We start from the raw sequence: 24260 nt of genomic DNA on the forward strand, positions 1-24260 counted from the left end.
TCGTCATTTTCATCAGAGCCTAATGTCTCAACATCATCTGCTGGAGTTTCAACTACCATTTCATTTCCCGCATCATCAACTGCAAGTGCACCTGCATCTTCAGCTGCACTTACAGCACCTACTGTTAGAATTGCCAATAACAATAACGTTATCGCAACTATTTTTTTGAAATTCATTATTTTCACCTCATTGATTATTAAAAATGCCGTGAATATCTATTTGACAGTGATTTTAACCTTTACAGATTTGGAATTGTAGTATTTGTTACCTGCATATTTAACGGTTGCAGTGTATTTACCTTTTTTGGCCAATTTGGTAATTTTAAATGTCGCAACACCTTTGCTGTTGGTTTTGGCAGTGTAGGTTTTCTTGTTGACTTTAATTGTCACCTTAGTGTTTTTCATGACTTTATTCAAATTGTTTTTTAAAGTAATTGTGTACTTTTTGGTTTTGACTGATTTTTTGAAAGTCTTTGCTTTAGCTGTTATCTTTGGAGTTGCCTTTGAAACAACTACTTTTGCACTGGCAGAAGACGCTTTAAAACTTTCATCCCCCTCAAATTTAATGTATGCATTATATGTTTTAGGGGCCAGTCCTGAAGGGATATCAACACTTACCTGGCCTTTAGAATCAGTGACTTTATTATAAGTTTTTCCGTTGAAATTAACTGTGACCCTTTCACCTGATATAACACGGCCATCCTCATCCTTAAGAGTGAATGTGACTTTACCTGCAACATTATAGGTAGTGGTTAGCTTGGATGATGTGATTTTAGTGGCCGTTTGTACAATGACTGGAACCCACGGGTTTACAGTAACTGTGAATGTTTTTGAGAATGTTCCAACATTGTCAAAAGTTTCGTTATACGTGAATAAAACTTTTATAAAATGTGTTCCAACACTTAAATATTCAAATAGCACCTTTGCAGAGTTTACATCATCAAAATGATATTCCGGGAGGCTAACTCCATCCACATAACAATTCAAAAATCCGTATACGGGTGAAGCGAATTGAAGAGTGACATTATTATTTCCCCCTTCTGTAAATTCCATTCTGTCAAGTTTTGCAGAAATCTTTTCATTGTTTTTTACGACCAATATACTAAAAAATGTATCGCCATTTCCTTTATTGGTTTCATATTCAACCCAATAATCAATAAAATCATAACCTACTGTATATATAGGATTACCTCCTATTGGGACAGTTAAATTAACAATTCCAATACCATCAATTATATCGGCAGATGCCAACAAGGTATTATTGTATTTGAAAGGTCCGAAGTCATTCCACCCTGAATAATAAACTCTGAATGTTCCATTAGCCCCTTTGGCATCCACACCAATATGAAACATTTCGCCTTCAGAAAAATAAATATGCTGGCCTGAATAAGGATAAAAAACATCAGGCTCAAAAACCTCATCCTCACTTAGGATTTCTTCTGAATCCTCTGCGCCATTTATTTCATCATCAACTGTATAAATTACATTTTCATCATCGACTTCAGAGACTGTTAAATCATCAGTCGGTTCAATGACTGTAACATTATCATCAGCAATATCCTCCGATGCACTTACAGCTCCAATCGCTATAATCGCCAATAACATCAATGTTATCAACATTATCTTTTTCAATTTCATATTTATCACGTCTGATTATTGCAATAATCCCTTGATAAACAAATTTTAACCTAAATGGAATGAAAAAAAAGAATGAATTATTTAAAAGCATAGCTAAGCTAGGATAACTGTGCATTTTGTCTGCAACTATTTTAAATAACTTTAAATAGCATTTAATATATAAATTATAAATGTTACTTGCAATCATTCAATTTACCCATTGTTTGTTTAATAGTAACATGTGAAAGTGATTAATAAAAGTGTTAAGGGCACTTTTATCTAATAATCACTTTTCACTATTTGCATCTTTTTTTCAAACATTCAATACTTAAAATCAACTGTTTAATCAAAAGACATATACATATATATAAGTACTATTATTTAAATTAAAGCTCAAATATGCGTTATTTAAAAAAAATAAATGTTAAAAATACTTTACATAAAATTTGATAATAAAAAAAGAAACTAATTAAGACATAACGAACAAATACCATACTTTTTTACAAAAACAATGAAATTTTATTAAAAAAAATTAAACAACCTCCAAGGCTGCGAATTTTACAAATTTTAGATAATGAAATATTTTACATAATTAGGAACAACTAATTGTTTTAACTGAAAAGATATAGTTAAAAGACCATAAACTGTAATTTGTCCGCCCAGTGATTTGATTGTGAAAAATGAATCATAAAGTTATTAATGTGGTTGATGATTAATTTTTTTAAATTCCTTAAATTAAAATTTATTTACTCATTATGACTTCAAAATTGCATTAAGTACGTAAAATTGCAGTCAAATCTAACTTAAACTTTATATTCAATGAAAATCATAATGATAGTAAACACCACTTACGTGGAATTGAAAAAATATAATGAAGAGTTAGTAAATGAGCGAAATAAACAATCTCACGTATTTTTTAAATTCTATGAAAGATATATTGTCATTTAAAGATGATAAAGATTTTAAAGAAAAAATCAGTGAAAGCAAAGATTTTAGAATTAAAGTCCAAAAATTAGTATACTTATCAAAATATTTTGGGTGGAATAGTTCATATCATTTTAATTTTCATACTAATGGCCCTTATTCCGTATCATTAAGTGAAGACTACAGACATGTCGATTTAAATAAAAAGAATTATGAAAACATACCTGATTTAGATATTGATAAATTTAAATCGTTTATAAAAAATCAAAACAAAATATTATTAGAAGCAGAATCCACTATCCTGTACTATTCAAACAAAATGAATGTGAAAACCCTTACTAAAAATGATTCAATAAACATTTTAAAGTCATTAAAACCACATATTTCTCAAGATGATGCTTCTAAATCATTTGATAATGTTGTAAAATTTAACCTATTTGATGAAACTATTGTTGATGAAAAAATAGACAATAACTCTCTGGAAAACATCGTTAAAGATAAAGCAAAGGGATTAATGGACATTTACGAAACATTTGATACTTCATCAAATAGACTGTTCATATTAGGATCATTAGATTTTTTTAGAATAGTATTGCAGGAAGCAGATTTAAATGATATGGTAAAATTAGAATTATTAAACAAATTTTATGATTATTGTGAAAAAATTGAAAAAGATTATTTTAAAAATTATTCAAACATTACCCAATTTGCTTTTAGAGATTTAACCCACTTAAAAAATGATTTTAATAAATTAGAAGAATATGTTTCAGCAGAACTTAAAATCATCCCTAAATTTGATGAAACTACAGATTTGTCCATGTTTTTTTAAAGTTAGATATTTACAATTGATTATTCCAGATATTTTGAAATGTCTGTATCCTTTACAATTTTCTTTCTTAAAATCTTGTCAATGCCAGTTCCGTACTGGGCAGCCTTTTTGGGCCTGTAAGCTATTTCATAGTCGAGACCTTCCTCAAAGGCCAATTTTCTTAAGATGCTTTTTCTCATGTCATCATGCATTGAGACTATTTTTTTGTTGTCCGGAATGTTTAAGACCAGTTCTACAAGTTTTTTGTCCAAAAACGGCAATCTTAATTCCACTGAATTTAGCATTGAGCAGGCATCATCCCTTTCAAGGTTGACATGGTACATGTTTGACATGTCCTGCCTCAAATCATAGTTCAGGGTTCCATCAATAAAGCTTTGCACATAACGTTTATATCCTCCAAAGAGCTCATCAGCACCCTGGCCTGAAATGGCTACCTTCAATCCGTCCTCATGAACCATTTTAGTTGCAAAGTAAGTTGTAAGGCCGACACCCACTTTCATGAGATTATCATCACCGATGGCTTTGACCACATCCGGAAGGGCTTCTCGCACCAGATTTTCTGTAACCTCACAGATTTCCAAATCCAGATTCAGGAATTTTGATGCATAGATTGCAGCTTCCACATCCTTGGAACCTTCAGCACCAACAGCATACAATTTGATTTTCAAGGGAACGTTTTCAGATATCTCCTTTAAAAGCAGTGCCAGATAGGAACTGTCAAGGCCTCCTGAAAATATCACTCCAATCTCGGACAATCCTTCAATCCTTTTGACAACGCTCAGCCTTAACATCTTGTCTATTTTGGCAACATCACCTTCAAAGACCTTTTCATAAATCGGCTGTGCTGGAGATACATCTTCCCAATTATAAAGAATGTGTTCCGGCTTTAGGGTGTCAATGTCTGTAAATCCGACCTCTTTTAAGGATTGTCTTGTTGATGCAAACCCTTTTAGCTCATCATTCTGTGCATAAAACAGGGGTTTTACACCCAATGGATCTCTTGCAATTGCGAGGTTTTCTCCATCCCACACCGCAAAGGCATAATCCCCGTCAATAAGTCTGATTGCTGATTGGACTGCCTTAAGAAGGTCCAGTTTCTTATTGTAAAAATCAATCAGATAGATTAATGCATCAGCGTCGCAGGTGATTTCCGTGTCCACTCCAACTTTTGTGAGGAAGTTCCTGATAGTGCTGAAGTTGTAAAGCTCACCATTGAAAACCAGAACGAGATTTTCAGTTGAAACCGGCTGAGGCTTTGAGACCCTGTTGTTTGAGTCATAAATGGAAAGCAGATTATGTCCAAAGGCAATCTGATAAGCGTTATCGTCACTGAACTCATCCAAATCAATGTTTTCATGAATTTTATCCAGATATATTCCTGATGAATCAGGTCCTCTGTTTTTAGAGGCTTTTAACATTTTAACAATATCTTCCGCTTTAACATTACCCTGTAAACCTACTATTGAACACATACTATCAAAATCTCCTAAGGATATATTTAAAATTGAATGTAAATAAAACTAGTTATTCATCGGATTGAATCCGAATACCTTACCTGCCAATTTGAACGCCAATGGATTTACGGCCTGACTTACAATGAAATAAGCAACAACCCATCTGACAGGCCACAGGTAGAAGAGCATGTCCACTGGAAGCTGTCCGATAGGAACTCCAAATATCAGCGGCATGATGAAACTCATCATTAAGCTTATGAAAAATGCCAGAGGATTCCAAAGTCCTGTTTTCATTCCCAATTTGAATCCAAAAATCTTGCCTGCCAGTTTAAGTCCCAGAGGATGAACAATCAAGTTAACCAAAAAGTAAGCAACAACCCATCTGATTGGCCACATCAAAAAGCACATCTCTACAGGCATTCCCATAGGTGTTGCAAAAATCAACGGCATTATGATGCTCATAATTAAACTTATAAAAAAAGCTATAGGATTCCACAATTTCATATTTCAAACTCCTTATACTATATACTATTTCTTACATTATATAGTTAAGGCAAAAAAAGAATATTTGATGGGAAATCAGTCGTTTGCCCATCTTTTCAATTTTGGAAATACCTCTCTCATCATGGCAGAGGCTTGATTTTTATCCATTTCAGGATGAACTTCAACCATCTTTTCAATGCAGAAATTCATCATTTCTTCCATTGACATGTCAGATGTGAATTCACCGTCATTAAAGCAGTACATGCAGTAGTCTTCATTTTTGGTGCCATCTGCGTTGGTTCCAAAAAGTTCATCTGTTAAAGGCATTGCACATGATTGACAGAATTTTTGATTTTCAAAATCATTCATCATATCCCCCACAATATACTTTGACATTGCAGTATTTAAACCAATGCATAGAGCATTTGAAGAGTAATGTCTAAAGTGAAACATCCGTTCTTGTAAAGTAAATGTATGAAATCACTAATCCAATTACAAAAGTGGCTAAAATAATGCTATACGATACACTAATGCTTGTTGCATATTCGGTTATCTCCCCTGATGCGATTAAATATGGGCATGTCCAGGGAACGAATGGAGCCCATTTTTGGCCATATACCATCAAATTGACCAATGACAGGCCTGCACCTCCAATCATCGCAGGAACCATGTTTGTTATCAGCAGTGAAATGAATACAAATGGAGAGAATGTTAAAAATAACAGTACATTTGCATAGAGAAGCTGAGTGAAACTGTCTAAAAACAGATTTACACTGAATCCTTCAAGACCTGCTGCAAAACCAAATATGAGTGTTGAAAGACTTGTCACCACTGTTAGAATAACAATCCAAACCAGAAACATGACATATTTGCTTATCAGAAACTTTCCTCTTGACACAGGGATAGTCAGCATTGTCTTTAGGGTATGCTCATTGTATTCCCTGCCAAACAGATATGATATGATTATTGCAAATATCATGACTGCAAACATCGCCGACATGTACATATTGACATTAGTGAATAATGCTTCAAAAGTTTGCCCTTCATCAAATGAAGTTACAGCAATAAACATGAGCAATGGCGGAAGAATGGCTCCTATTATGCTTAACAAAAATATTTTGGATCTTTTAAGTTTTAAAAATTCCATCTTTATAAAAGTCAACATTTAATCTCCCCTTTAATTATTAGAAACGAATCTTGTGAAAAACTCTTCCAGATTCTCTTCACACAGATTTACCTTTTTCACATCAATTCCTGCTTTGACAAATATTGCATTGAACTTATCTCTCATGTTCAAATGACTATACAAACGAATTATATTTCCATTGACTGTGAAATCAATATTTTCTCTAAGTTCCAGCTCTTTGAAAATATTTACTGCCAAATCAATGTCTGATACTTCAAACTCTACAAATTTATCCAGTCTATTGAATAACTCATCCCTGGACATCTCCTCTATCAGAACGCCATTGTCCATGAAACCTATGACATCGGCAAGATTTTCTATTTCACTCAAGATATGAGATGAAATTAGAATAGTTATTCCAAATTCATGGGACAATCTTTTAAGCAATGCACGAATTTCCTTAATTCCAAATGGATCAAGGCCATTGATGGGTTCATCCAGTATCAATAGCTCAGGACTGTGCATAATTGCTGCTGCAATTCCCAAACGCTGTTTCATGCCTAATGAAAAATCCTTGAATTTTTTTGATTTTGCTTGGCTTAAATTAACCATTTCAAGTACTGAACTGATATTGAACGGATTATAATCTCCCCTCAGTTTAGCAATGATTTCCAAATTTTCATAAGCCGTTAAATTTTCATAAAATCCAGGAGTTTCAATGATTGAACCTATTTTTGGATAAATTTCATTGGAATGTTTTTTAGGATTTTTTCCAAAGAGAAATATTTCCCCTTCACTTGGATATGTAAGATTTAAAAGCATGCACATTGTTGTGGTCTTTCCAGCACCGTTTTTACCTAAAAGTCCATAGATTTTTCCTCTTTCAACATGCATATTAACTGAATTTACAACTTTATTTTTGAAATATATTTTTGACAAATTGTTTGTTTTGATGACGTAGTCTACCATGTTAAAATCCTCTATAAAAAATTAAAAAAAATAAATGAGAATAAAAAGTTTAATTCCCATTAAAAGAAACTGTTTCGGCCATTGATTTCAACAATTCCAGATTATTTCCGGATATTACAATGACACTGTTTTTATCTGAATTGACTAAATAAACTGAGTAATCGCAGTCTTTAATGTTTGAATCTATATCGCTTGAAACATTGACAGACATGTTGTCACTTGATGATCCGCCTGAAACGCTTATTCCTTCAGGACCAGCGGATATGTTTTCGCCATCCTCACTGGAAACGTTTAATCCTTTACCTGACAGTGAAACTGAGTTGCCGTCAGCGGAAATATTTAAACCATCGGATGAAAAGATATCGTCTGCAATGTTGAATATGCCGTCAAGGTCACTGTTAACGTTAAAATCAGCGCCGTTATGATTATTTTTCAACACGACGTATTTATCTGTCTTTTCAACTTGTGTTCCCTCTTTTTTCAAATCTTTAAGAAATGTGTCAAAATCCTTTTTATCTGCTGTGGAATCCTTGAAGAAAATTACTGAATTGAAATCATCGGAATTCATACCTAAATTTTTAAAAATGGTAAAATTAATATCATCCATAGCAACGTTTACATTTTCTGTAAATTCAGCGCCTGAAGGTGTCTTTACTGTAAAATCACCAGTGCTGAAGTCATTTCCCAGGTCAACTGCACATGCAGCTGAAACCACACAGCCCACGGCAAGCAATGCCATGAGGATACCAAATACTTTTAAATTTAATTTCATATTATCACCTATTATTTTAAAAAAATATAATGGAATGCTTAAAAACATTCCAACTATTTAATAGCTTCCCTATAGATTGATCCGCAGATCCTATTGTAAAATACGCTAGTGTAAGATGTTATGAATAACCCTTCAAGTATTCCAATGAATGCAGATACGACTATTGCCTGATTGAAAGCTCTTGCAAACAATAAAGTGAGGAAACTCAATATGAATCCTGCTGCAACATTGACAATCATGAATATGATGATTGTAAATATAACTATTCCAATGTATTTTCCCCATCCAAGATTTGCAATCTTGTCAGTGATTTCTCCAAAATCAAATGCTTTTTTGAGACTGTCATTTGCAACCATATTGTTGACAGCCATGATTTGGAGGAAGAATGCAATTATAAACAGAATTGCTGAAATCACTGCAATAACAGGAAGTGCTGATGAATCACCGGTTAATATGATTCCAATGATTAATACGACTACAGGAATAATGTTATATGCAACTGTTACGATTAAAATCTTGATTCCATTTACAAATATATTTAATATGTCGCTGAACCCCGGAAGGTCATCTTTCTTGTCTATTGAAAATTTGACAACATTATACTGATATCCCATCACAAACAATGTGATTATGAAACTGACAATTCCCAAAGCAGCTACAAGATAAATGTCATTTGCAGGTAGCTGTGTAAACTTTAGGGACAATGCTGTAGCATTTGATTGGTTGATTTCTCTTGTTACTGCTCTAAAGATGTCCAAATTCTTAATGCTTATTGCTGTAGATAATAAGTTTAAGAGTGCGAATAACGCACCAAAACTTAAAAGCTTTTTTACATCATTGAAGGGATATTTCAATCCCTCACTGACGCAATCTGTAATGCTTGCCATCAAATCACCTTATATCTGCATTGTGTATAATAATCCTATGGATCTTGCATTGAATATGCTCAGGTATGGTCCAACAATGAACATTGTAATTAACCAATTAATGAATACTCCAAATGCAAGTATTCCGCTAGGACTTGCTCCTAAAGCAGCTCCGGAAATTCCGAATACTGTGAATACCAGTCCGATGAGTGTTGTTACAACAACTGCAATCACAAGGGTTATTATAATTAAACCTATGTATGTTGCAATGCATTCAAACCATCCGATTTCATCGATTACCTCTTTGATTTCCTTGAAGTCAAATGCTTTTGTGAACGCTCCGTCGTTATATGCCATGTGACATAATCCCATTTGACTCATCAGGCATGCGACAACACCTACAATTAATGTTATTAAGCATCCGATAATCATTACTGCAGATGATGCAACACCAGTTAGGTTTCCTGCAATAACTGCGAATATGATGAATAATATGACAGGCACAATCAGATATGCAATTTGAACAATGACGACTTTCACTCCATCTACGAATATGTCGATTATATCGTCGAAATCTGGAAGAGGATCTCTTCCGTTGATTATTCCATGTACTGCGTTGTTGATAACTCTGTAATTGTAACCTGTAATTATGAAAGCAGGCAGCAACAGGAAACTGAACAGTGCTACTACTCCCAATACCACCAATGTTTTCCAGTCTTTGGCTGAATATTCCAGCGCATCTTTATATATGTCTAAAATCATTTTATTAACTCCTAATAGTAATCATCGTCGAAAATAAATATATCTTCCATAACAAAGTATTGTTCTCGATCTCCTTTGAATAACATTTTATTAAAAACCTGGGTTATTTCATATGCTAGAAATAAGGATGGATTGTACCTGCCGTTTTCCAGTGCGTTAATGGTTTGTCGGGTCACTCCAACCTTGTCCCCAAGTTCTTTTTGGCTCAGTTTGAGCTCCTGTCTTAAATATTTAATCATGGTTCTCATAGTAATCCACAAATTAAGTCATTTTTGCAAAAAGTATTTAAGTACTTCAGTAATTATGTTAAAATCTAATTACTTATGTTAATGTTAAATTACATAGTATATAAAGTTTTCTATTTTATATTAAATTAATAAAATCCAATTAAATTAATTAAAACAACTATAAATTCAATTATTAAAAATAAAACTAATTCAAAATAATGAAAAATTAAAATTATAAATTTATTAAACCTTATTTATGAATTAAAAAGAAAATATTAACTTTTTTATGTGAAAATGAAAAACGAAATATTTATATATGAGGTAATTCATCTTTAACATATGTAACATTACATTAACACATTTGATGTTGCATTACAGTTCCAGGCAGAAAAAATCATGCTAAACGAACCCATTATATGCAAACCCATTTTCCTCTAAAAATCTGCCTGGGACTAAAAAACTAATTTTAAAAAAAGAAATTAAAAGAAAGGAACGATAGAGTAAACTGTAATCAATACAACCACAGTCAATATTACAATTGCTCCGAGAGGAACCTTTTTCCAGGCAAGACCTGCCGCTACAACCGCACCTATCAGACCTATATACCATAGCTGATTGTCTACTGTCAATACTCCCGGACAGATCAGCGCCGCAAGGGCAGTATACGGAATCAGATTCAGGAACTTCTCGACTTTAGGTGGAAATTCAAGCCTGTCAATGAACAATGCCGGAATCACCCTTGGAATGAATGTTACAATTGCACAGCCCAAAATAGCCAAACTTATATAATCCATTAGTCATCACCTGAAATAAGATATTCGTCATCTACAATATACATTCCAACCGCCGCACCGACAAGTGTTGAAACAATAAGTGACCAGTTTCCCAAAAACTGGCTCAATACAATATTCAAAACGGCAGTTATCAAAACAAGAAGTGCAATCTGCTTTGATTCCTTAACTGCAGGAGTCAGAATAGCCACAAACAGCGCATATAATGAAATGTTGAAACTGTTTGTAACGATTACCGGAAGAATGTCCAGCAATACCACACCGATTCCCGCTCCCAGACACCAGCTCAGCCATGCTGTTATTGCAATTCCCAGATAAATCCAGATATGAGAATCCTCACTTAAGGAAAACATTGCAAATGACTCGTCAACGGTAACGTGTGAAGCCAGTATGTTCAATCCCAGATTGGACTCCTCAACCTGATTTAAAACGCATGTTGACATTACAAAATATCTCAGATTAACAACAAAGTTTGTAAGAACTATTGCCATTACGCTGGCACCTGTCAATGCCATTGATGCTGCGATAATCTGGCCTGCGCCTGCATAGACCAGAAATGACATGGATATTGTCTGCAGAGGGGTAAAACCCGCCTTCATAGCAATAGCTGCATATCCAATTCCCATAGGAACATAACCGAATGTAATTGGAATACCCTTTTTAGCACCATCAATAAACTTAGCTGTTCTAGAAATAATAATGTCTCCTTAAAATTAAATAAAAAAAGAAAATTAGTTATTTAACTTAATAAATGACTAATTTGGTCTGTTGTAATGATTCCCAATACTTTCATGTCCTCATCAACAACAGGAAGTGATGATATGTCATATTCGCTCATCATTCTGGCAACCGTCTCGATTGACTCATCCGCATAACAATACTTGACGGTAGTTGTCATGATATCTTTCAAAAGATTTGTATTCATTGCAATTGATTTTGACAAATCCCAGCTTGTGACAATACCTATCAGCTTATAATCGTCAGTGACAACAGGAATGTGGGTTACCTGCTTGTCCAGCATCAGATTGGCCGCTTCCTTAACATCGGCATTTTCCTTAATGGTAACGACAACGCCTTTCATCAGGTCGCTGACGACATTGTTTGCCAGAAATTTTGATAGAATGAAGTTCAATTGTCCTTTTTCAAGTAAAAATGCGTCATGGCCATAGTTGGACTTGATTTCTGAAAATGAAACTTCAACGTCATTTGCATTGAGTGCAGTGACAATCTCGGTACTTTGCTCTGTCGGATACAGCCAGTCTGAATCGACTGAAATCACTTCAACTTTAGCTTTAATGCCCTTGAATCCATCAAGCAATGATTTGTTTATGGACAAATCAAATAAGTCCACTGCCTTTGTAATGTATAAATAGCTGTTAGCATCAAAACGTTTGACGAAAGTTGCTCCCTGATGCTTCAGGTAACTTTCAACCTGGAAGTCTGTTGTAAAGTCGTAGCTTATCTCGTCCTTGTCCTGAAGGTCACGTCCGAACTTGATGTACATTGACTCGTCACTCAAATATGTGATGTGCGCAATCATACGGGCTATTGAAAGACCGTTTTCAGGCTTCAATCCGGTTTCATAGTAATTTCCATCCTTCCAGTTAGGGTCTGCAAATATTGACTGGCGGCCGACCGCATTGAATGCGATTTGCTGAGGTGAGGACATTGCAGCTGTAGCCATAGGAACAGCCTTTTTCATCATTTCAGGATAGTCCACCATCCATTGGAGAACCTGCATTCCGCCCATTGACCCGCCGATAACAGCATATAACTGGTCAATTTTGAATGAATCTATAAGCTTCTTTTGAACCGTAACCATGTCCTTGATTGTGATTACCGGAAACTCGATACCGTATTCCCTTCCGGTTTCAGGATTGATTGAACTTGGACCTGTGGTTCCTTTACATCCCCCCAATACGTTTGAACAGATTACAAAGTACTTTTCAGTATCTATCGCTTTTCCAGGACCTATTACTATTTCCCACCATCCGGGTTTTCTGTCTCCTTCATGCCATCCTGCAGCATGCGCATCTCCTGTTAAAGCATGACAGATTAAAATAGCATTAGATTTTTCCTTGTCAAGTGTACCATAAGTTTCATAAGCAACAGTTACATTATTGAGAGTCTTGCCGCTGTCCAACTTAATCGGCTCTTCAATATTAAAGTATTTTGTCTCAACAATACCTACAGATTCTTCATTCATTTAAAACACCGAAACTTCTAATTTTTCTAAAGCTACTTTAGCAGCCGCTTGTTCTGCTTCCTTTTTACTTCTTCCTTTTCCAACACCCATAACTTCTCCGTCCACCAGTATGGACATGAAGAATGTTTTCTCATGAGGGTGGCCAAATTCATTTAGCATAATGTAAGACACGTCCACCTCTTGAGCGTCACCGTATTCCTTCATTGCAGATTTATAGTCCCTGAAGAATACCTTTTCCTCATCGATATATTTGAAAATGTATTTCTTAAGGAATGCCTTTGCAAATTCTATGCCCTGGTCAATAAACATTGCTCCCAAAAAGGATTCGAAAATGTCTGCTGTAATGGACAGTACCTCGTTTTCTGTCAGGTACGGATCTTCTGTGTCCAGCTTGAGATACTTTTTCAAATCCAGTTCGTGTGAGTAATAAATCAACGCATTCTGACACACGTAATTTGATCTCAGCTTAGTTAACTTTCCCTCCTCATAATGAGGGTATTTTTTGAAAAGATACTCTGAAACTACCAGACTTAAAATGGAATCCCCTAAAAATTCCAATCTTTCGTAATTATAATCGATACCATGTTTTACACTGTAAGATGAGTGCATAAACGCTATCTCATATAATTTGTCATTTGTAGTATCAATGCAAAATTTCTCAAACAAATTCATAATAAAGCCCAAACTTATTTTATAATATTATTAATTTATGAATTTTGACTTATATATAATTATTATATAACGATAGTTATAAATATTACTCTTCAAATGCTCTTGCTCTTTTCATTTAAATATGAACATTCAAAGTAGTATTAAAAAGGATTTGGTACTATGATAATTAATTGGCAAGAAGAAATTACAAAAGTCGACCCTGACATAAAGTTCAGAGCCCAAGGCGGATGGTTAAAAACCATAGACGAATTAGACAAAAGCGTAAGAAACGGATATTCCCTTGTTGGAGACTTCGTTCAGGCTGGAAACTTTGAAGCAGAATACAGCGAAGGAATTTATCTCGACTGCAACAAGGAAGGAACCGCCAAAAAACCGCAGCAGGACTACAGACTATTCAGATTCCGTGACGGCAAGGTAAGACTGCTCGACATGGTAATCGATGCTGGCCAAGGCTGGGCAGTGGACCTGTGGGATGCAGTCGAAGACGAATTATAGGAAAAATTATTCTGAAACTGTATAGTTTGGTTTAAACTTGGAAAATCCCATAAGCTGCACATCCATTATGGAATCCGGGGAAATTGAACCCTGCAGCAGAATAATTTTATGATCTAAATTTTTTGGGAAATTCTTTCCTTTCCCATCAACTATCCCTCTAAATGAAACGGGAAACTCACCGGTATCACCTATATCCATAGTCAGTTTCTCGCAACTCAACAAATCTTCGAAAAATCTCTCCACTTCGATTGCTTCAAATACCGGAGCCACATAACTCAATCTCATCAAACCATTTTTACTTTCGCGGATGTGTACTCTTTTCTGGTCAAGGTGCAGCTCTTCGGAAGAGCTTTTTCTAATTACAATCCTGTCTGAAATTTCATCATCAAACATGATTTCACCTATTCAATGTGACAGAATTCACAGCAGGCACATGTAGGTGCGAAATATGAATCATCAGGCTCAACTATGGCTTTTTGTGCAAACAGTGTAATGTTGAATTTAGGCTCATACTCCCCGCTGACCTCCTTGGTCATTGGAGACAGTCCCCTGTAATAGACGGGCCTGTAGCCTGTTTGTGAAATGTCAAAGTAGAATTTTTCACCTGTTGCAAATTTATTGAAATATTTTTCAAGTTCCAAAGCCTGTTTCGGACTGATTGAGAAAGTGAACCCCATGGTATCGTCACTTCTTTGCCTGATTCCTGCATTGGAAATGTCCACGGCCAATATGTCGTCGTTACCTCTTACAAAAACAACACAGTTTTCCAAATTCACATCGTTTTCCTTGGCAATATCCTTTAATTCAGTCATCATTAGACCTCCTAAAATTTAGTTATACCTAAACTATGTATAATTAAATAATTGTTAATAAAGTTATCTAAAAAAAGCAGTTATTAAATATTGCAGTAATCTGAAAGTTACCTTGAAAAATAGATTTGAGAGAAGATTATTAAATAATCTTCATGGTTTCAACCAACTTATACTAATCTTTGTCTAGTAGTTGGTTTTTTGTTTTGCCAGCTGTATCTTCTTAGTTTTTTGGATTTACCAAATCCGCAAGAAGCACAAACTTTTTTGCGTATGTGATAAGTGTTTCTACCACATCTTCTGCATCTGATATGGGTCTTTTTATTCTTTTTACCCATTGATGGAGTACCCTTTGACACTGATACACCTCCTCCCTATTTGTCGTTGAAAATATAATCTCGAATAAGTATTGAATAATATTTATGGTGAAATATAAACAATATTGTCTCCTCTGATGAGTACAACACCGAGTCTTCTGGTTACTTCTCCGTCTTGTAACCCTTCTGCATCATTAAGAACTAAGTTCATGTGTAAATCAAAGCTCTTAAGTATACCTCTAAATTCACGATCTCCTTTTAGTTTTATTAAAACCGGAGAGTCTACAGATTTTCCTAATGCATCAAGTGGTCTTTGAACATTTTGTCCGCTCATTATATCACCTTATATTATCAAAAATTTTAGTTTTAAATTTGAATTTGAAAATTCATAATATAATCAAGTTAAGATAAGACAAAACCTAATTAAAACTAATACTATTAATTATAAATAACCTACTATATAAATGTTACCTTAATTTAGGCCAAAATAATGAAAAATTAAAGCCAATGTTAAATAATTAGTTAAACTACTATTTAAATTAGTTTTAAAATACTCTTCAAATGCTCTCTGACTTCACTTATATTGTCTGAAAATATATCTACTATCACTAACCATCACCAGGCACACACCATGAGATTCGATGAAGAGAAATATATCAACCTGATCATGTACATATTATTCAGATGCTCAAACAAACCTAATCTGGGCAAGACAGTACTGTGTACAGTGATGTATTTCATCGATTTCAACTATTACGAACGTTATAACAGATTTTTAACAAAGGAAACCTATATCAAATCGAAAAGGGGAATAAAGCCGAAACATTTCAGAAGGATTACGGAAGACCTGATAGCCAAAAAACAGCTGTTCATGCGAAAGGAACCATACTACAACAGGACAATACACAAATACTACCCGACAGTCATCCCAACCCTGAAATTCAGTCCGGATGAACTCACGGTGATTAATTCATGCATTGAACGCCTGACCGACAGCAACGCAAGCACAATAACAAAATATGCCTGGCAGGACGAGCCGCTGAGCAAGGCCGGAATGAATGATGAGATAAATTACGATGACGTGTTCCTGAGAGCCAATGAATAGTTTTATTAAATCGAAATACAAAATATTATTCATTAATATACTGTGGGGTAAACATGGCAATAAAAGTTAAAAAAAGAAATTTCCTAAAAAAGAAGAAAATTAAAGAGATAAAATCACAATTGGGCGAATATGGACAGTTGCTTCAAGGCAAGAAAAATGTGGAGATACTTGAAGCCGAACCTAATTCATTCATTCTTGTTGACGGAGAACCATACATCATAATTATCGATGAAAAACCGTTCCCGACCCTGAAGGCTGCTCTTGCAAATGAAATTGATGCAAAAACAGTTACCGTGGACATGGGAGCAATCAGATTCGTAAGCAATGGTGCTGACATCATGAGCCCTGGAATCGTGGCAGCCTCAGAAGGCGTTGAGCCTGGAGACATCGTTTTAATCATAGATGAAACCCACGGAAAACCACTGGCAATCGGAGTCAGTCTGATTACAGGTGAAGAAATGGTTGAGAATGATTCCGGAAAAGCCGTTGAGACAAAACACTATGTCGGTGACGACATCTGGAACTTTGAAGTATAGAGGTGTTTAGATGGCAGAGCTAAGATACAGAGCAGGAAATATTAAAAACCCACAAGTTCACAAGGTCGGACTGATAGCGCTCGGATCACACCTGGAAAACCACGGTCCCGCCCTTCCAATCGATACCGATGCAAAGATAGGTGCACACATCGCATTTCAAGCATCACTTATCAGCGGAGCCAAGTTTTTAGGAATTATCTTTCCCGCATATGAACTGGACACAATAGACCATGGAGTTCATGTTTCCCTTGATGTGCTGAAAGAAAACGTTATCAGCACACTTAATTCTGCAAAAAAATTCCTGGATATTGAAAAGGTCGTTATAGTCAATGCCCACGGAGGAAACATTCCTCTTGTGGCCGAGCTATGGGACATTGAGGACAAGACAGGACTGTCAATTACATTCAACAATAAGGTAATCTCATCAGAAGGCCCTCACGGAGGCAGCGGCGAGCTGTCAATGGCTAAGGTTTTAGGCATCGTCAACGAGGACGAAGTTGTAAACCAGGCAAACGTCAATGAATATGAAGAGGTTGGTCTGCATGGATTCACCCAGGCACGCAAAGATGACCCAAACATCGAAGAAGGTGCAAGGGACGTTGAAGAAAACGGTGTTTATGTAGATGAAGATTACGGAAACAGACTCTTCAGTCTGGCTATTAACTCAGTATTGTTTGATATTGAAAAATTATTAGATTTTTAAAAAAAAAAGTAAAAAGGATAAATATTATCCTTGGTAAGTTTCTACATGAGATTCATCACTACTGGAAGGTTCCTGTTGCTGAGAACCTGAATCATCAGTATGTTGTTCTGTAGAACTGGAACTATGTGAACTGGAACTACTTTGTGACGATTCATCCGTAGTAGTCTCTACCTGAGGTTCACTTGACTGTGAACTTTCATAATTTGATGAATAATCGTTTGAATTGTCATATCCGTATGACTGATGATCACCGGTATCAGCATTTTCTATTACTGAAAGGTTATCTAAAATGCCTCCGGATTCACTTTCATTAGGTAAAATTGATATTGGTCCTGTCATGGATGCAAAGACAGTTGCTAAGCAGAATGCAATGCATGCCACAATAAATATTACTAAAACAGTAGCAGATCGACTTGACAATTTTAACACCCTCAAAAATTTACTAACAATAATATATTCGATTAAATATATAAAATTATTGATACAATGAAAACCATAAAAAAAGCAGTCCAAAGCGAAATAAATGTGAAGAAATCACAGTTCATTTGCTCTCTCGTTCCAACCAGAACAAAGAAGGAATCAAAGGAGCTAATCCAAAAGCTGAACCAGCAATATTCCGACGCAACCCACAACTGCACAGCGTATATAGTAAGTGACGGGGAAGGCTTTGACGATGACGGCGAGCCCGGCGGAACTGCAGGAAAGCCAATGATTAATGTACTTAGAAAAAATGAGCTTCACAATGTGACTGCAGTCGTCACCAGATATTTCGGAGGAATAAAGCTCGGTGCGGGAGGACTTGTAAGGGCATACTCCAAATCAGTCATGGAAGCCATCGGCGAGGCCGAGATTCTTGAAATCGAGGAGTATGAAGTCTACACAATAACATTCGAATACTCTGAAATCAAAATGGCCGATACTGAAGTTAGAAACAACAGCCTTGAAGTCATAGATAAGGACTATTCAGATAAGGTCAGCTACGATATCGTGTCAAAAGAGGGCAGAGACATTTTGAAAATATTCGAAAAATACTCTGGAAAAATAGAAGCTAATTTTAAAAATAAGCAGTTTTTAGAAAAAAAATAAAAGTGAAGAACTCACTGTTCTTCAAAGTTTGCTGCAGGTACGCCACAGACTGGGCATACGTAATCTTCCGGTAATTCATCTTCTTCCAAGACGAATCCACATACTTTACAAACGAAAGCCACTGAAGACACCTATTCTACTTTTTCAAACATGTCTGCGGTTGCGCCACACATAGGACATTTGTAGTCTTCTGGTAATTCTTCAAATTCTTCGGTTACGTATCCGCAAAGTTTACATTTAAATTTTGCCATATTTAACAATCTCCTTTAAATTGTATAATTTTTTAATATTATTTTATTTATTAGTAATATATAAAACTATTTAAATTTTTTCAAACATAGCCTTTGCCATGCGACATTTTGGACATTTGAATGAACTAGGCAAATCTTCGAATTTGGTTCCGGCGGGAATGTTCAAGCCTTCTTCGTAGTCATCTTCATCAATAACATATCCACATATCTTACATTTGTACTGAGCCATAACATAATCTCCTTTGTTGAATGCAATTATCTGCACGATAATTAACGAACATATTTAATCTTTTTAAAAGTTTCATCAGATTTTTTTAAAGATTTTAATTCTTCATCGGTTGAAGGTGTATTCAATTTTTCAATGAACCGTTCAGCATCCCTGCCTTTTAAAGTAGGCGTTGGTTTTACTTTGCTTGCCACATTATCACCCCCATACCTATATCAATAATACATAATAGTTTATTACTTTAATAATTGATAAAAAATATCAGAACCTGTTTGGAACTTTCAAGTGATCCGGAAGCGGTTTGATACGAGCCGGTGTTCCGATAGCCAGATAGAACGGCGGAACGGAATGTATGACAATAGCTCCGGCGGCAACAATGGAACCTTCCCCGACTTCAACATTTGACAGGAATGTTGTGTTACCTCCAATGGAAGCTCCACGTCTCACTTTAGGCCCTTGCAATTCATAATTGATCCTTACAGGATACTTATCATTTGTAAAACAAGCACAAGGTCCGATAAATACGTTGTCTTCAATTACTGAATTGGTCGGAATATACACGTTTGACTGAATGCTGACGTCGTTTCCAATGATTACGTCCCCTTCAATGACCGTATTGGTTCCAATCAGGACATCATCACCAATATTGGTGTTTTCACGAATGACAACATTATGTCCTGTCCTGAAGTTGTCTCCTATTACCACATCGTTGTAGATGATTGAATTTGATCTGATTGTGTAGTTCTTGCCTATGACCGGAGGCCTTGAGTTCGGAGCGTATTCCACACCAAACTGGATGTTCTGGTCAGCAGGAAACTTCAATTCAGGTTTTGAGAGGTCAGGTTTTACGGATTCCTTTTCAATTACAGGTCTTTCATAGATAATTTCATCTGTTTCCTCCCTTTGAGGCTGTCTGTAGAAATTATCCTGTCTTTGATAGGTCGGTTCCTGACGCACTGGTCTTGGAGGTTGAGAATACAATCTGGCATCCCTGACATCAACAGGGCGAGGCTGCCTTTCATCACGAGCATAATAATTAGGATTCTCATTGATTTGTTCGTAAGGTTTTTCTCTGTTCCTCGCTTGCCTATCATCAAGAGTCTGTGAAAATCTAACCATATTATCAAACCTTTATTTAATTAAAATTAATCTATTAATGATTTAATGTATGTTTTTAATTAGTATATATATTAAGCGGTTTAGATTTGGTGTTTTATGACAAAATTGGAATGTTAATGTGACAGATATAATTAAAAAAAAAGAAGAAAAATTAATGATTAAATTAAATATTTTCTTTCAAGATGTATCCAAGATAAACTCCCAGGTAAGCTGCAACCGGAATCAGCAATATAAACAACAGTATTTTTAAAACGCCGCTTAAATCAATTGATGGAGCATATGATGGAGTCTGAGTTTGAAGGGAATTTGAATATGCAGTACTTGATGAACCGGAAAATATGGAACTCAATACAGAGAATATTCCCATGAAGAATGTGAAAATAAAACCAAGTATGCATAGGACGACTGCAAAAACGCTTCCAAGATACATTGAAAAGTTCGGAATGACAAATGTCTTGTCTTCGCATCCCTTATATCCGATGAATATTCCTCCGAAGAATACTGAAAATGTCACAACCAGCAGCAGATATGTTATCAAATCTATTGAACCGCCGGACATGAATGATGACCAGAATATGGATCCGACAAACAGGAACACTCCGAATATGATGAATGAAAACACTATTACTGGAAAGCTTGTCTTTTCAGCCATGTCACTGAAAAATCCCTTGGATTTGACATCGGACTCTTTGGTTGGATTAACTAGATTGCATCCGCATTCCGTACAGAATTCCACGTCATCGTCTGTAATTTCATTGCCGCAATTCGGGCAGAACTTTAAACTAACCATAATAACACCTTGTTAATATTTTATTAAAATAATAATAAAAAGGTTGTGTTATTAGATTGTTATTTGAAAAAAAAGAAAAAATGAGATTAAATCCCATTAATGAAGGATTTAATCCAGTCTAGGATGCCGTCAATTGAAAAGCCGTTGCTTGTTGCATTTCCCATAAAGTCACTTACCTGACCTTTATAGTAGTTTACATCCCCTTGAACGTTTTGCACTTGTTCAATGGAGTTTGCAAGGTTTTCAATATCGGCATTTGTTATGTTAATGTTATTGTTTTGAACATAATTGTTAATGATGTTCACAATTGTGTTGTGGTCTGTAATATTGTCTTTTGAAACTTCCTGTTTTACGTCATCCACCAGTTTTGAAAGTGAATTTGGATCTACTCCTGAGTTGTCGACAATTTCTGCCTGTGTGCTGATTTCGTCAGCTGCAGCCTCTTTTACTTTTTCCGGAATTTCAACGTTTGTAGCCGCTTCGTATGAATTCATGATTCCTGCAAGAGCTGATTCTCCTGTTGCGGAAACCGGACTTGTTACGTATACATGACCTTTAGTGATTCCAGCTGATTTCAGCGCTGAAATGTACATATCCCCTGTGACTGTCTTGATTTTTGATTTGTCAACGCTCACTTCGAGATTGTCATTGTCATTTAAGTCCAGCAGCGCTGAGGACAGTATCTGATTTGAACTGTATGTTTTACCTGATATGCCTGAAGATATCTGATTTACTTCACTGGCATAGATGATTCTTGAGTCTGCACTGTTTAAATCAACATGTGCGTAGCTGTTGAAAAAGTCATCAACAGTTGACTTGTAATCTGAATTTGAGTGAGTTGCTTCACCATAAGTTACTACGACGGAATTTGCTTCGCCTGAAAATCCGATAGGAATGATCATGGCGAGTACGATTAAAGCCAGGATGGCTATAGTAATTTTACGCATTTTATATCACCTCTGTAAATTCCTATTTTTAGTTAGTCTAGGTAGTATTTAAATGTTATAGTTTTCTGGACATTTTCTAAAAATTCAAAAGTTCAGAAAAATATTATAAAAAATATACAATAATATATGGTGAAATTTTAAAAATTATTCAATTTTATTAATTTTGAAATTAAAAATTTGGCAAAGTGTCAAATATCTACTTGGTGCCTAGAAGCACATCATCCATACCATTATAACCTATAGTCTCACCTGTCCTTTTGGCAACCCCTTTGGCCTCAACGGCAAGCTTGTCTGCAGCATTGTTCATCACATTGCCGGAATGGCCCTTGACCTTGACAAAAAGCAGTTCACAGTTTTTATTTTCAATTTCACCCATCAGTTTCCAGATTGCCTTAACCAGTTCCAGATTTTCAATAACCTTCCCATTGGATTTCCTCCAGCCCCGTTTCTGCCAGTTTTTAGCCCACTGGGTGAAAATTCCAATGCAGTATCCGCTGTCGGTGTAGATTTCGATTTTATCCCCGCCGTCACAAGAGTCAAGAAAGTCCCTCATGGAGGCATATATCGCATAGAGCTCCATTTCATTGTTGGTTGTAAGACTGCAGCCACCGGACTGGCTTGAGTCCTCCTCGCCGTTGAAACATTTGATATATGCCCAGCCGCCTTCACAGCGAAGGTATTTTCCATCCCTGTTGACCATTGTCGCCGCGCCGTCTGTAAAATAAGAGTAAGTATCCATGTAGTCACCTTATATAATATTTAATATGAGGATAAATATACTTTAATCAGAGGTAGTTAAATATGCAGAGCAAAATTTCAGAAATTCTAGAAATGCAGTTTCCGCCGATTGCACTTCTAAAATCAGACACCAAACCGGAAGATGCAACAGGCCCTAAAGGCGAAAGGGGCGGCTGCGTAATGAGCTTTGTTGCGCAGACCATTGCAAAAAGAAAGACAACATACTTTGGCCGTGAGCACATCTCATGCGGAGGAATATCCGTAGGTTTCGGATGGGGTTCAGGTATGGCAGATGAGGATGCAGTTGACTTTCAGGCAACATTTCTCTCATTAGGAGTTGATTCCGCACCAGATAGGGCAGCCTACGAAGAGAGATTAAGCCACATGCCGAAACACACCGGCGAAATGTTCAGGCACGGCGAGAGAATATACTGCGATTTTGAAACTGCAAAAAGCGGCATCAAGTCAAGGCCTGTTTATGATGAGGGACAGTACGTGATATTCAAGGGCATTGAAAATCTTGAAGAAGGAGAAATTCCAAAATCCATAATATTTACAGTCAATCCCATGGAACTGACCGTCCTGACACAGATCAACTCATCTTTCAGGGACAACTCAGCATGCATCATGACACCGCAGGCTTCAGCATGCCAGGCAATCGGAAACTTTGTTTTCAGGGAGGCTGAAAGCGATGATCCGAACCCGGTTCTCGGACCGATTGACTTTGCCGGAAGAGGCAAGATGAAGCATTTCATACCTAATGACTACATGAATCTTTCAATGCCCTGGGAGCTTTTCCTTAAGCTTGAGGAGTTAAGTGAGGCCAGCGTTCTTCAAACCGACCTGTGGAAGAAATTCAAATAGTCCGATTGTTTCGGACAATTTAACTTTTTTTTAAATTAAAACATTTATTAATTCATAAAATCTAATATGTACCAATGAAACAATTAATCACGCCCCTGAAAAATAAAATCGGATACCTTTTTGCAATATTTCTTTTTCTGATAATCCAGGTTTACTGCGATTTGACACTGCCCCAGTATACCGCAGACATTGTAAACATAGGCATTCAGAACACTGACTTCGATTTTATTATGGCAACGGGCAAGATGATGCTTGCGATGGTGGCGATATCCGCCCTTGCAACTGTCGGCGTGTCCTATTCTTCAAGCAGGGTGTCCTCGGGATATGCAAAGGACCTGAGAAAAACAGTCTATTCGAAAGTTCTCAAGTTCTCAAACCACGAGCTGAATGAAATCTCAAGGTCATCTCTGATTACACGGTCAACCAATGACATAAACCAGCTTCAGAGTGTTCTTGTGATGGTATTCACAACACTGCTTTTTGCACCTCTTTTAGGAGTCGGAAGCATAATAAAGGCATTTGAGCTTGGAACCGACCTTTCATGGATTATCGCCGTCACATTTGCGGCCGTTATTGT

35 protein-coding genes are annotated in these 24260 nt (G+C 36.0%); 8 read left to right on the top strand and 27 right to left on the bottom strand.

Features of this window, described 5'->3' with window-relative positions:
• Positions 1 to 215: 215 nt before the first annotated feature.
• Positions 216 to 1637, bottom strand: coding sequence for a hypothetical protein (locus tag ACKI30_RS07965; protein ID WP_407411426.1), 1422 nt, complete (start codon positions 1635 to 1637; stop codon positions 216 to 218).
• An 865-nt stretch (positions 1638 to 2502) separates the two neighbouring features.
• Here ACKI30_RS07965 and ACKI30_RS07970 point away from each other — a divergent pair.
• Positions 2503 to 3369 carry a hypothetical protein gene (locus ACKI30_RS07970; protein WP_407411428.1) on the top strand — a complete coding sequence of 289 codons (867 nt, stop codon included), beginning with the start codon at positions 2503 to 2505 and terminating at the stop codon, positions 3367 to 3369.
• 20 nt (positions 3370 to 3389) lie between these two features.
• On the opposite strand, the gene ACKI30_RS07975 is transcribed toward ACKI30_RS07970, so the two are convergent.
• The 13 genes from ACKI30_RS07975 to rnc form a co-directional block, all read right to left on the bottom strand.
• On the bottom strand, positions 3390 to 4841 hold the full coding sequence (locus tag ACKI30_RS07975; protein WP_407411430.1) for an asparagine synthase-related protein: 1452 nt from the start codon (positions 4839 to 4841) through the stop codon (positions 3390 to 3392).
• Positions 4842 to 4889: 48 nt separating this feature from the next.
• Positions 4890 to 5273, bottom strand: a complete 384-nt coding sequence (locus ACKI30_RS07980; protein ID WP_407411432.1) for a hypothetical protein — start codon at positions 5271 to 5273, stop codon at positions 4890 to 4892.
• A gap of 129 nt (positions 5274 to 5402) precedes the next feature.
• Positions 5403 to 5675, bottom strand: coding sequence for a zinc ribbon domain-containing protein (locus ACKI30_RS07985; RefSeq protein ID WP_292741398.1), 273 nt, complete (start codon positions 5673 to 5675; stop codon positions 5403 to 5405).
• Between the two features lie 70 nt (positions 5676 to 5745).
• Positions 5746 to 6471, bottom strand: a complete 726-nt coding sequence (locus ACKI30_RS07990; protein ID WP_292741396.1) for an ABC transporter permease — start codon at positions 6469 to 6471, stop codon at positions 5746 to 5748.
• A gap of 12 nt (positions 6472 to 6483) precedes the next feature.
• Positions 6484 to 7401, bottom strand: coding sequence for an ABC transporter ATP-binding protein (locus tag ACKI30_RS07995; RefSeq protein WP_292741394.1), 918 nt, complete (start codon positions 7399 to 7401; stop codon positions 6484 to 6486).
• A gap of 49 nt (positions 7402 to 7450) precedes the next feature.
• Positions 7451 to 8173, bottom strand: a complete 723-nt coding sequence (locus tag ACKI30_RS08000; RefSeq protein ID WP_407411435.1) for a hypothetical protein — start codon at positions 8171 to 8173, stop codon at positions 7451 to 7453.
• Between the two features lie 53 nt (positions 8174 to 8226).
• A complete protein-coding gene (locus tag ACKI30_RS08005; protein ID WP_407411437.1) occupies positions 8227 to 9060 on the bottom strand; it encodes a DUF4013 domain-containing protein in 834 nt (277 codons plus the stop codon).
• A 9-nt stretch (positions 9061 to 9069) separates the two neighbouring features.
• Positions 9070 to 9801 (bottom strand): DUF4013 domain-containing protein, encoded by a 732-nt coding sequence (locus ACKI30_RS08010; protein ID WP_407411439.1) that lies wholly within the window; start codon positions 9799 to 9801, stop codon positions 9070 to 9072.
• Positions 9802 to 9812: 11 nt separating this feature from the next.
• Positions 9813 to 10049 (bottom strand): helix-turn-helix transcriptional regulator, encoded by a 237-nt coding sequence (locus ACKI30_RS08015; protein WP_292741386.1) that lies wholly within the window; start codon positions 10047 to 10049, stop codon positions 9813 to 9815.
• Between the two features lie 458 nt (positions 10050 to 10507).
• Positions 10508 to 10822, bottom strand: coding sequence for an AzlD domain-containing protein (locus ACKI30_RS08020; protein ID WP_292741384.1), 315 nt, complete (start codon positions 10820 to 10822; stop codon positions 10508 to 10510).
• Positions 10822 to 11520, bottom strand: a complete 699-nt coding sequence (locus ACKI30_RS08025) for an AzlC family ABC transporter permease (RefSeq protein ID WP_366938516.1) — start codon at positions 11518 to 11520, stop codon at positions 10822 to 10824. Before ACKI30_RS08025 ends, ACKI30_RS08020 begins: the two co-directional genes overlap by 1 nt.
• A 38-nt stretch (positions 11521 to 11558) precedes the next feature.
• Entirely contained in the window at positions 11559 to 13025 is a 1467-nt protein-coding gene (locus ACKI30_RS08030; protein WP_407411441.1) for a homoserine O-acetyltransferase, read from the bottom strand.
• On the bottom strand, positions 13026 to 13697 hold the full coding sequence (rnc, locus tag ACKI30_RS08035; protein WP_407411443.1) for a ribonuclease III: 672 nt from the start codon (positions 13695 to 13697) through the stop codon (positions 13026 to 13028).
• A gap of 159 nt (positions 13698 to 13856) precedes the next feature.
• Between rnc and ACKI30_RS08040 the strand changes: the two genes are divergently transcribed.
• Complete coding sequence (locus ACKI30_RS08040) at positions 13857 to 14192, top strand: hypothetical protein (protein WP_407411445.1); 336 nt, start codon at positions 13857 to 13859, stop codon at positions 14190 to 14192.
• 6 nt (positions 14193 to 14198) lie between these two features.
• Here ACKI30_RS08040 and ACKI30_RS08045 read toward each other — a convergent pair whose 3' ends face one another.
• The 4 genes from ACKI30_RS08045 to ACKI30_RS08060 form a co-directional block, all read right to left on the bottom strand.
• Positions 14199 to 14585: a hypothetical protein gene (locus tag ACKI30_RS08045; protein ID WP_407411446.1), complete on the bottom strand. Its 387-nt coding sequence runs from the start codon at positions 14583 to 14585 to the stop codon at positions 14199 to 14201.
• Between the two features lie 8 nt (positions 14586 to 14593).
• The gene (locus tag ACKI30_RS08050; protein ID WP_407411448.1) at positions 14594 to 15007 is read right to left on the bottom strand and encodes a hypothetical protein; all 414 of its coding nucleotides are present in this window, start codon (positions 15005 to 15007) and stop codon (positions 14594 to 14596) included.
• A 164-nt stretch (positions 15008 to 15171) separates the two neighbouring features.
• Entirely contained in the window at positions 15172 to 15360 is a 189-nt protein-coding gene (locus ACKI30_RS08055) for a 50S ribosomal protein L37e (RefSeq protein WP_067042784.1), read from the bottom strand.
• Positions 15361 to 15421: 61 nt separating this feature from the next.
• Positions 15422 to 15652 (bottom strand): LSm family protein, encoded by a 231-nt coding sequence (locus ACKI30_RS08060; RefSeq protein WP_407411450.1) that lies wholly within the window; start codon positions 15650 to 15652, stop codon positions 15422 to 15424.
• Between the two features lie 297 nt (positions 15653 to 15949).
• On the opposite strand from ACKI30_RS08060, the gene ACKI30_RS08065 reads away from it, so the two are divergent.
• The 3 genes from ACKI30_RS08065 to arfB are packed head-to-tail and all read left to right on the top strand — an operon-like array spanning position 15950 to position 17662.
• Complete coding sequence (locus ACKI30_RS08065) at positions 15950 to 16423, top strand: type II toxin-antitoxin system antitoxin SocA domain-containing protein (RefSeq protein ID WP_407411452.1); 474 nt, start codon at positions 15950 to 15952, stop codon at positions 16421 to 16423.
• Between the two features lie 53 nt (positions 16424 to 16476).
• Positions 16477 to 16959: an RNA-binding protein gene (locus ACKI30_RS08070; RefSeq protein ID WP_407411454.1), complete on the top strand. Its 483-nt coding sequence runs from the start codon at positions 16477 to 16479 to the stop codon at positions 16957 to 16959.
• A 10-nt stretch (positions 16960 to 16969) separates the two neighbouring features.
• Positions 16970 to 17662 (top strand): 2-amino-5-formylamino-6-ribosylaminopyrimidin-4(3H)-one 5'-monophosphate deformylase, encoded by a 693-nt coding sequence (gene arfB, locus ACKI30_RS08075; protein ID WP_407411456.1) that lies wholly within the window; start codon positions 16970 to 16972, stop codon positions 17660 to 17662.
• Positions 17663 to 17686: 24 nt separating this feature from the next.
• Here arfB and ACKI30_RS08080 read toward each other — a convergent pair whose 3' ends face one another.
• Entirely contained in the window at positions 17687 to 18082 is a 396-nt protein-coding gene (locus tag ACKI30_RS08080; protein WP_407411458.1) for a hypothetical protein, read from the bottom strand.
• A 66-nt stretch (positions 18083 to 18148) separates the two neighbouring features.
• Between ACKI30_RS08080 and ACKI30_RS08085 the strand changes: the two genes are divergently transcribed.
• Entirely contained in the window at positions 18149 to 18748 is a 600-nt protein-coding gene (locus tag ACKI30_RS08085; RefSeq protein ID WP_407411460.1) for a YigZ family protein, read from the top strand.
• Between the two features lie 11 nt (positions 18749 to 18759).
• Here the strand turns inward: ACKI30_RS08085 and ACKI30_RS08090 are convergent, their stop codons facing one another.
• The 8 genes from ACKI30_RS08090 to ACKI30_RS08125 all read right to left on the bottom strand — a co-directional run bounded on the left by ACKI30_RS08090 (position 18760) and on the right by ACKI30_RS08125 (position 22820).
• Complete coding sequence (locus ACKI30_RS08090) at positions 18760 to 18870, bottom strand: rubredoxin-like domain-containing protein (RefSeq protein ID WP_292742119.1); 111 nt, start codon at positions 18868 to 18870, stop codon at positions 18760 to 18762.
• 9 nt (positions 18871 to 18879) lie between these two features.
• Positions 18880 to 18999, bottom strand: coding sequence for a rubredoxin (locus tag ACKI30_RS08095; RefSeq protein WP_292742121.1), 120 nt, complete (start codon positions 18997 to 18999; stop codon positions 18880 to 18882).
• A 70-nt stretch (positions 19000 to 19069) separates the two neighbouring features.
• The gene (locus ACKI30_RS08100) at positions 19070 to 19264 is read right to left on the bottom strand and encodes a rubredoxin (RefSeq protein WP_407411462.1); all 195 of its coding nucleotides are present in this window, start codon (positions 19262 to 19264) and stop codon (positions 19070 to 19072) included.
• A 5-nt stretch (positions 19265 to 19269) separates the two neighbouring features.
• Positions 19270 to 19419, bottom strand: coding sequence for a hypothetical protein (locus ACKI30_RS08105; protein WP_407411464.1), 150 nt, complete (start codon positions 19417 to 19419; stop codon positions 19270 to 19272).
• Positions 19420 to 19486: 67 nt separating this feature from the next.
• On the bottom strand, positions 19487 to 20047 hold the full coding sequence (locus ACKI30_RS08110; protein WP_292744657.1) for an acyltransferase: 561 nt from the start codon (positions 20045 to 20047) through the stop codon (positions 19487 to 19489).
• 460 nt (positions 20048 to 20507) lie between these two features.
• Positions 20508 to 21134 (bottom strand): zinc-ribbon domain-containing protein, encoded by a 627-nt coding sequence (locus ACKI30_RS08115; protein WP_407411466.1) that lies wholly within the window; start codon positions 21132 to 21134, stop codon positions 20508 to 20510.
• Between the two features lie 86 nt (positions 21135 to 21220).
• Complete coding sequence (locus ACKI30_RS08120; protein ID WP_407411468.1) at positions 21221 to 22081, bottom strand: DUF1002 domain-containing protein; 861 nt, start codon at positions 22079 to 22081, stop codon at positions 21221 to 21223.
• Between the two features lie 196 nt (positions 22082 to 22277).
• On the bottom strand, positions 22278 to 22820 hold the full coding sequence (locus ACKI30_RS08125) for a ribonuclease H (protein ID WP_407411470.1): 543 nt from the start codon (positions 22818 to 22820) through the stop codon (positions 22278 to 22280).
• Positions 22821 to 22882: 62 nt separating this feature from the next.
• Between ACKI30_RS08125 and ACKI30_RS08130 the strand changes: the two genes are divergently transcribed.
• Complete coding sequence (locus ACKI30_RS08130; protein ID WP_407411472.1) at positions 22883 to 23683, top strand: DUF169 domain-containing protein; 801 nt, start codon at positions 22883 to 22885, stop codon at positions 23681 to 23683.
• A gap of 74 nt (positions 23684 to 23757) precedes the next feature.
• A partial coding sequence (locus ACKI30_RS08135) for an ABC transporter transmembrane domain-containing protein (RefSeq protein ID WP_407411474.1) occupies positions 23758 to 24260 on the top strand: 503 nt, incomplete at its 3' end.

The organism is Methanobrevibacter sp., assembly GCF_045539575.1.
Taxonomy (GTDB): domain Archaea; phylum Methanobacteriota; class Methanobacteria; order Methanobacteriales; family Methanobacteriaceae; genus Methanocatella.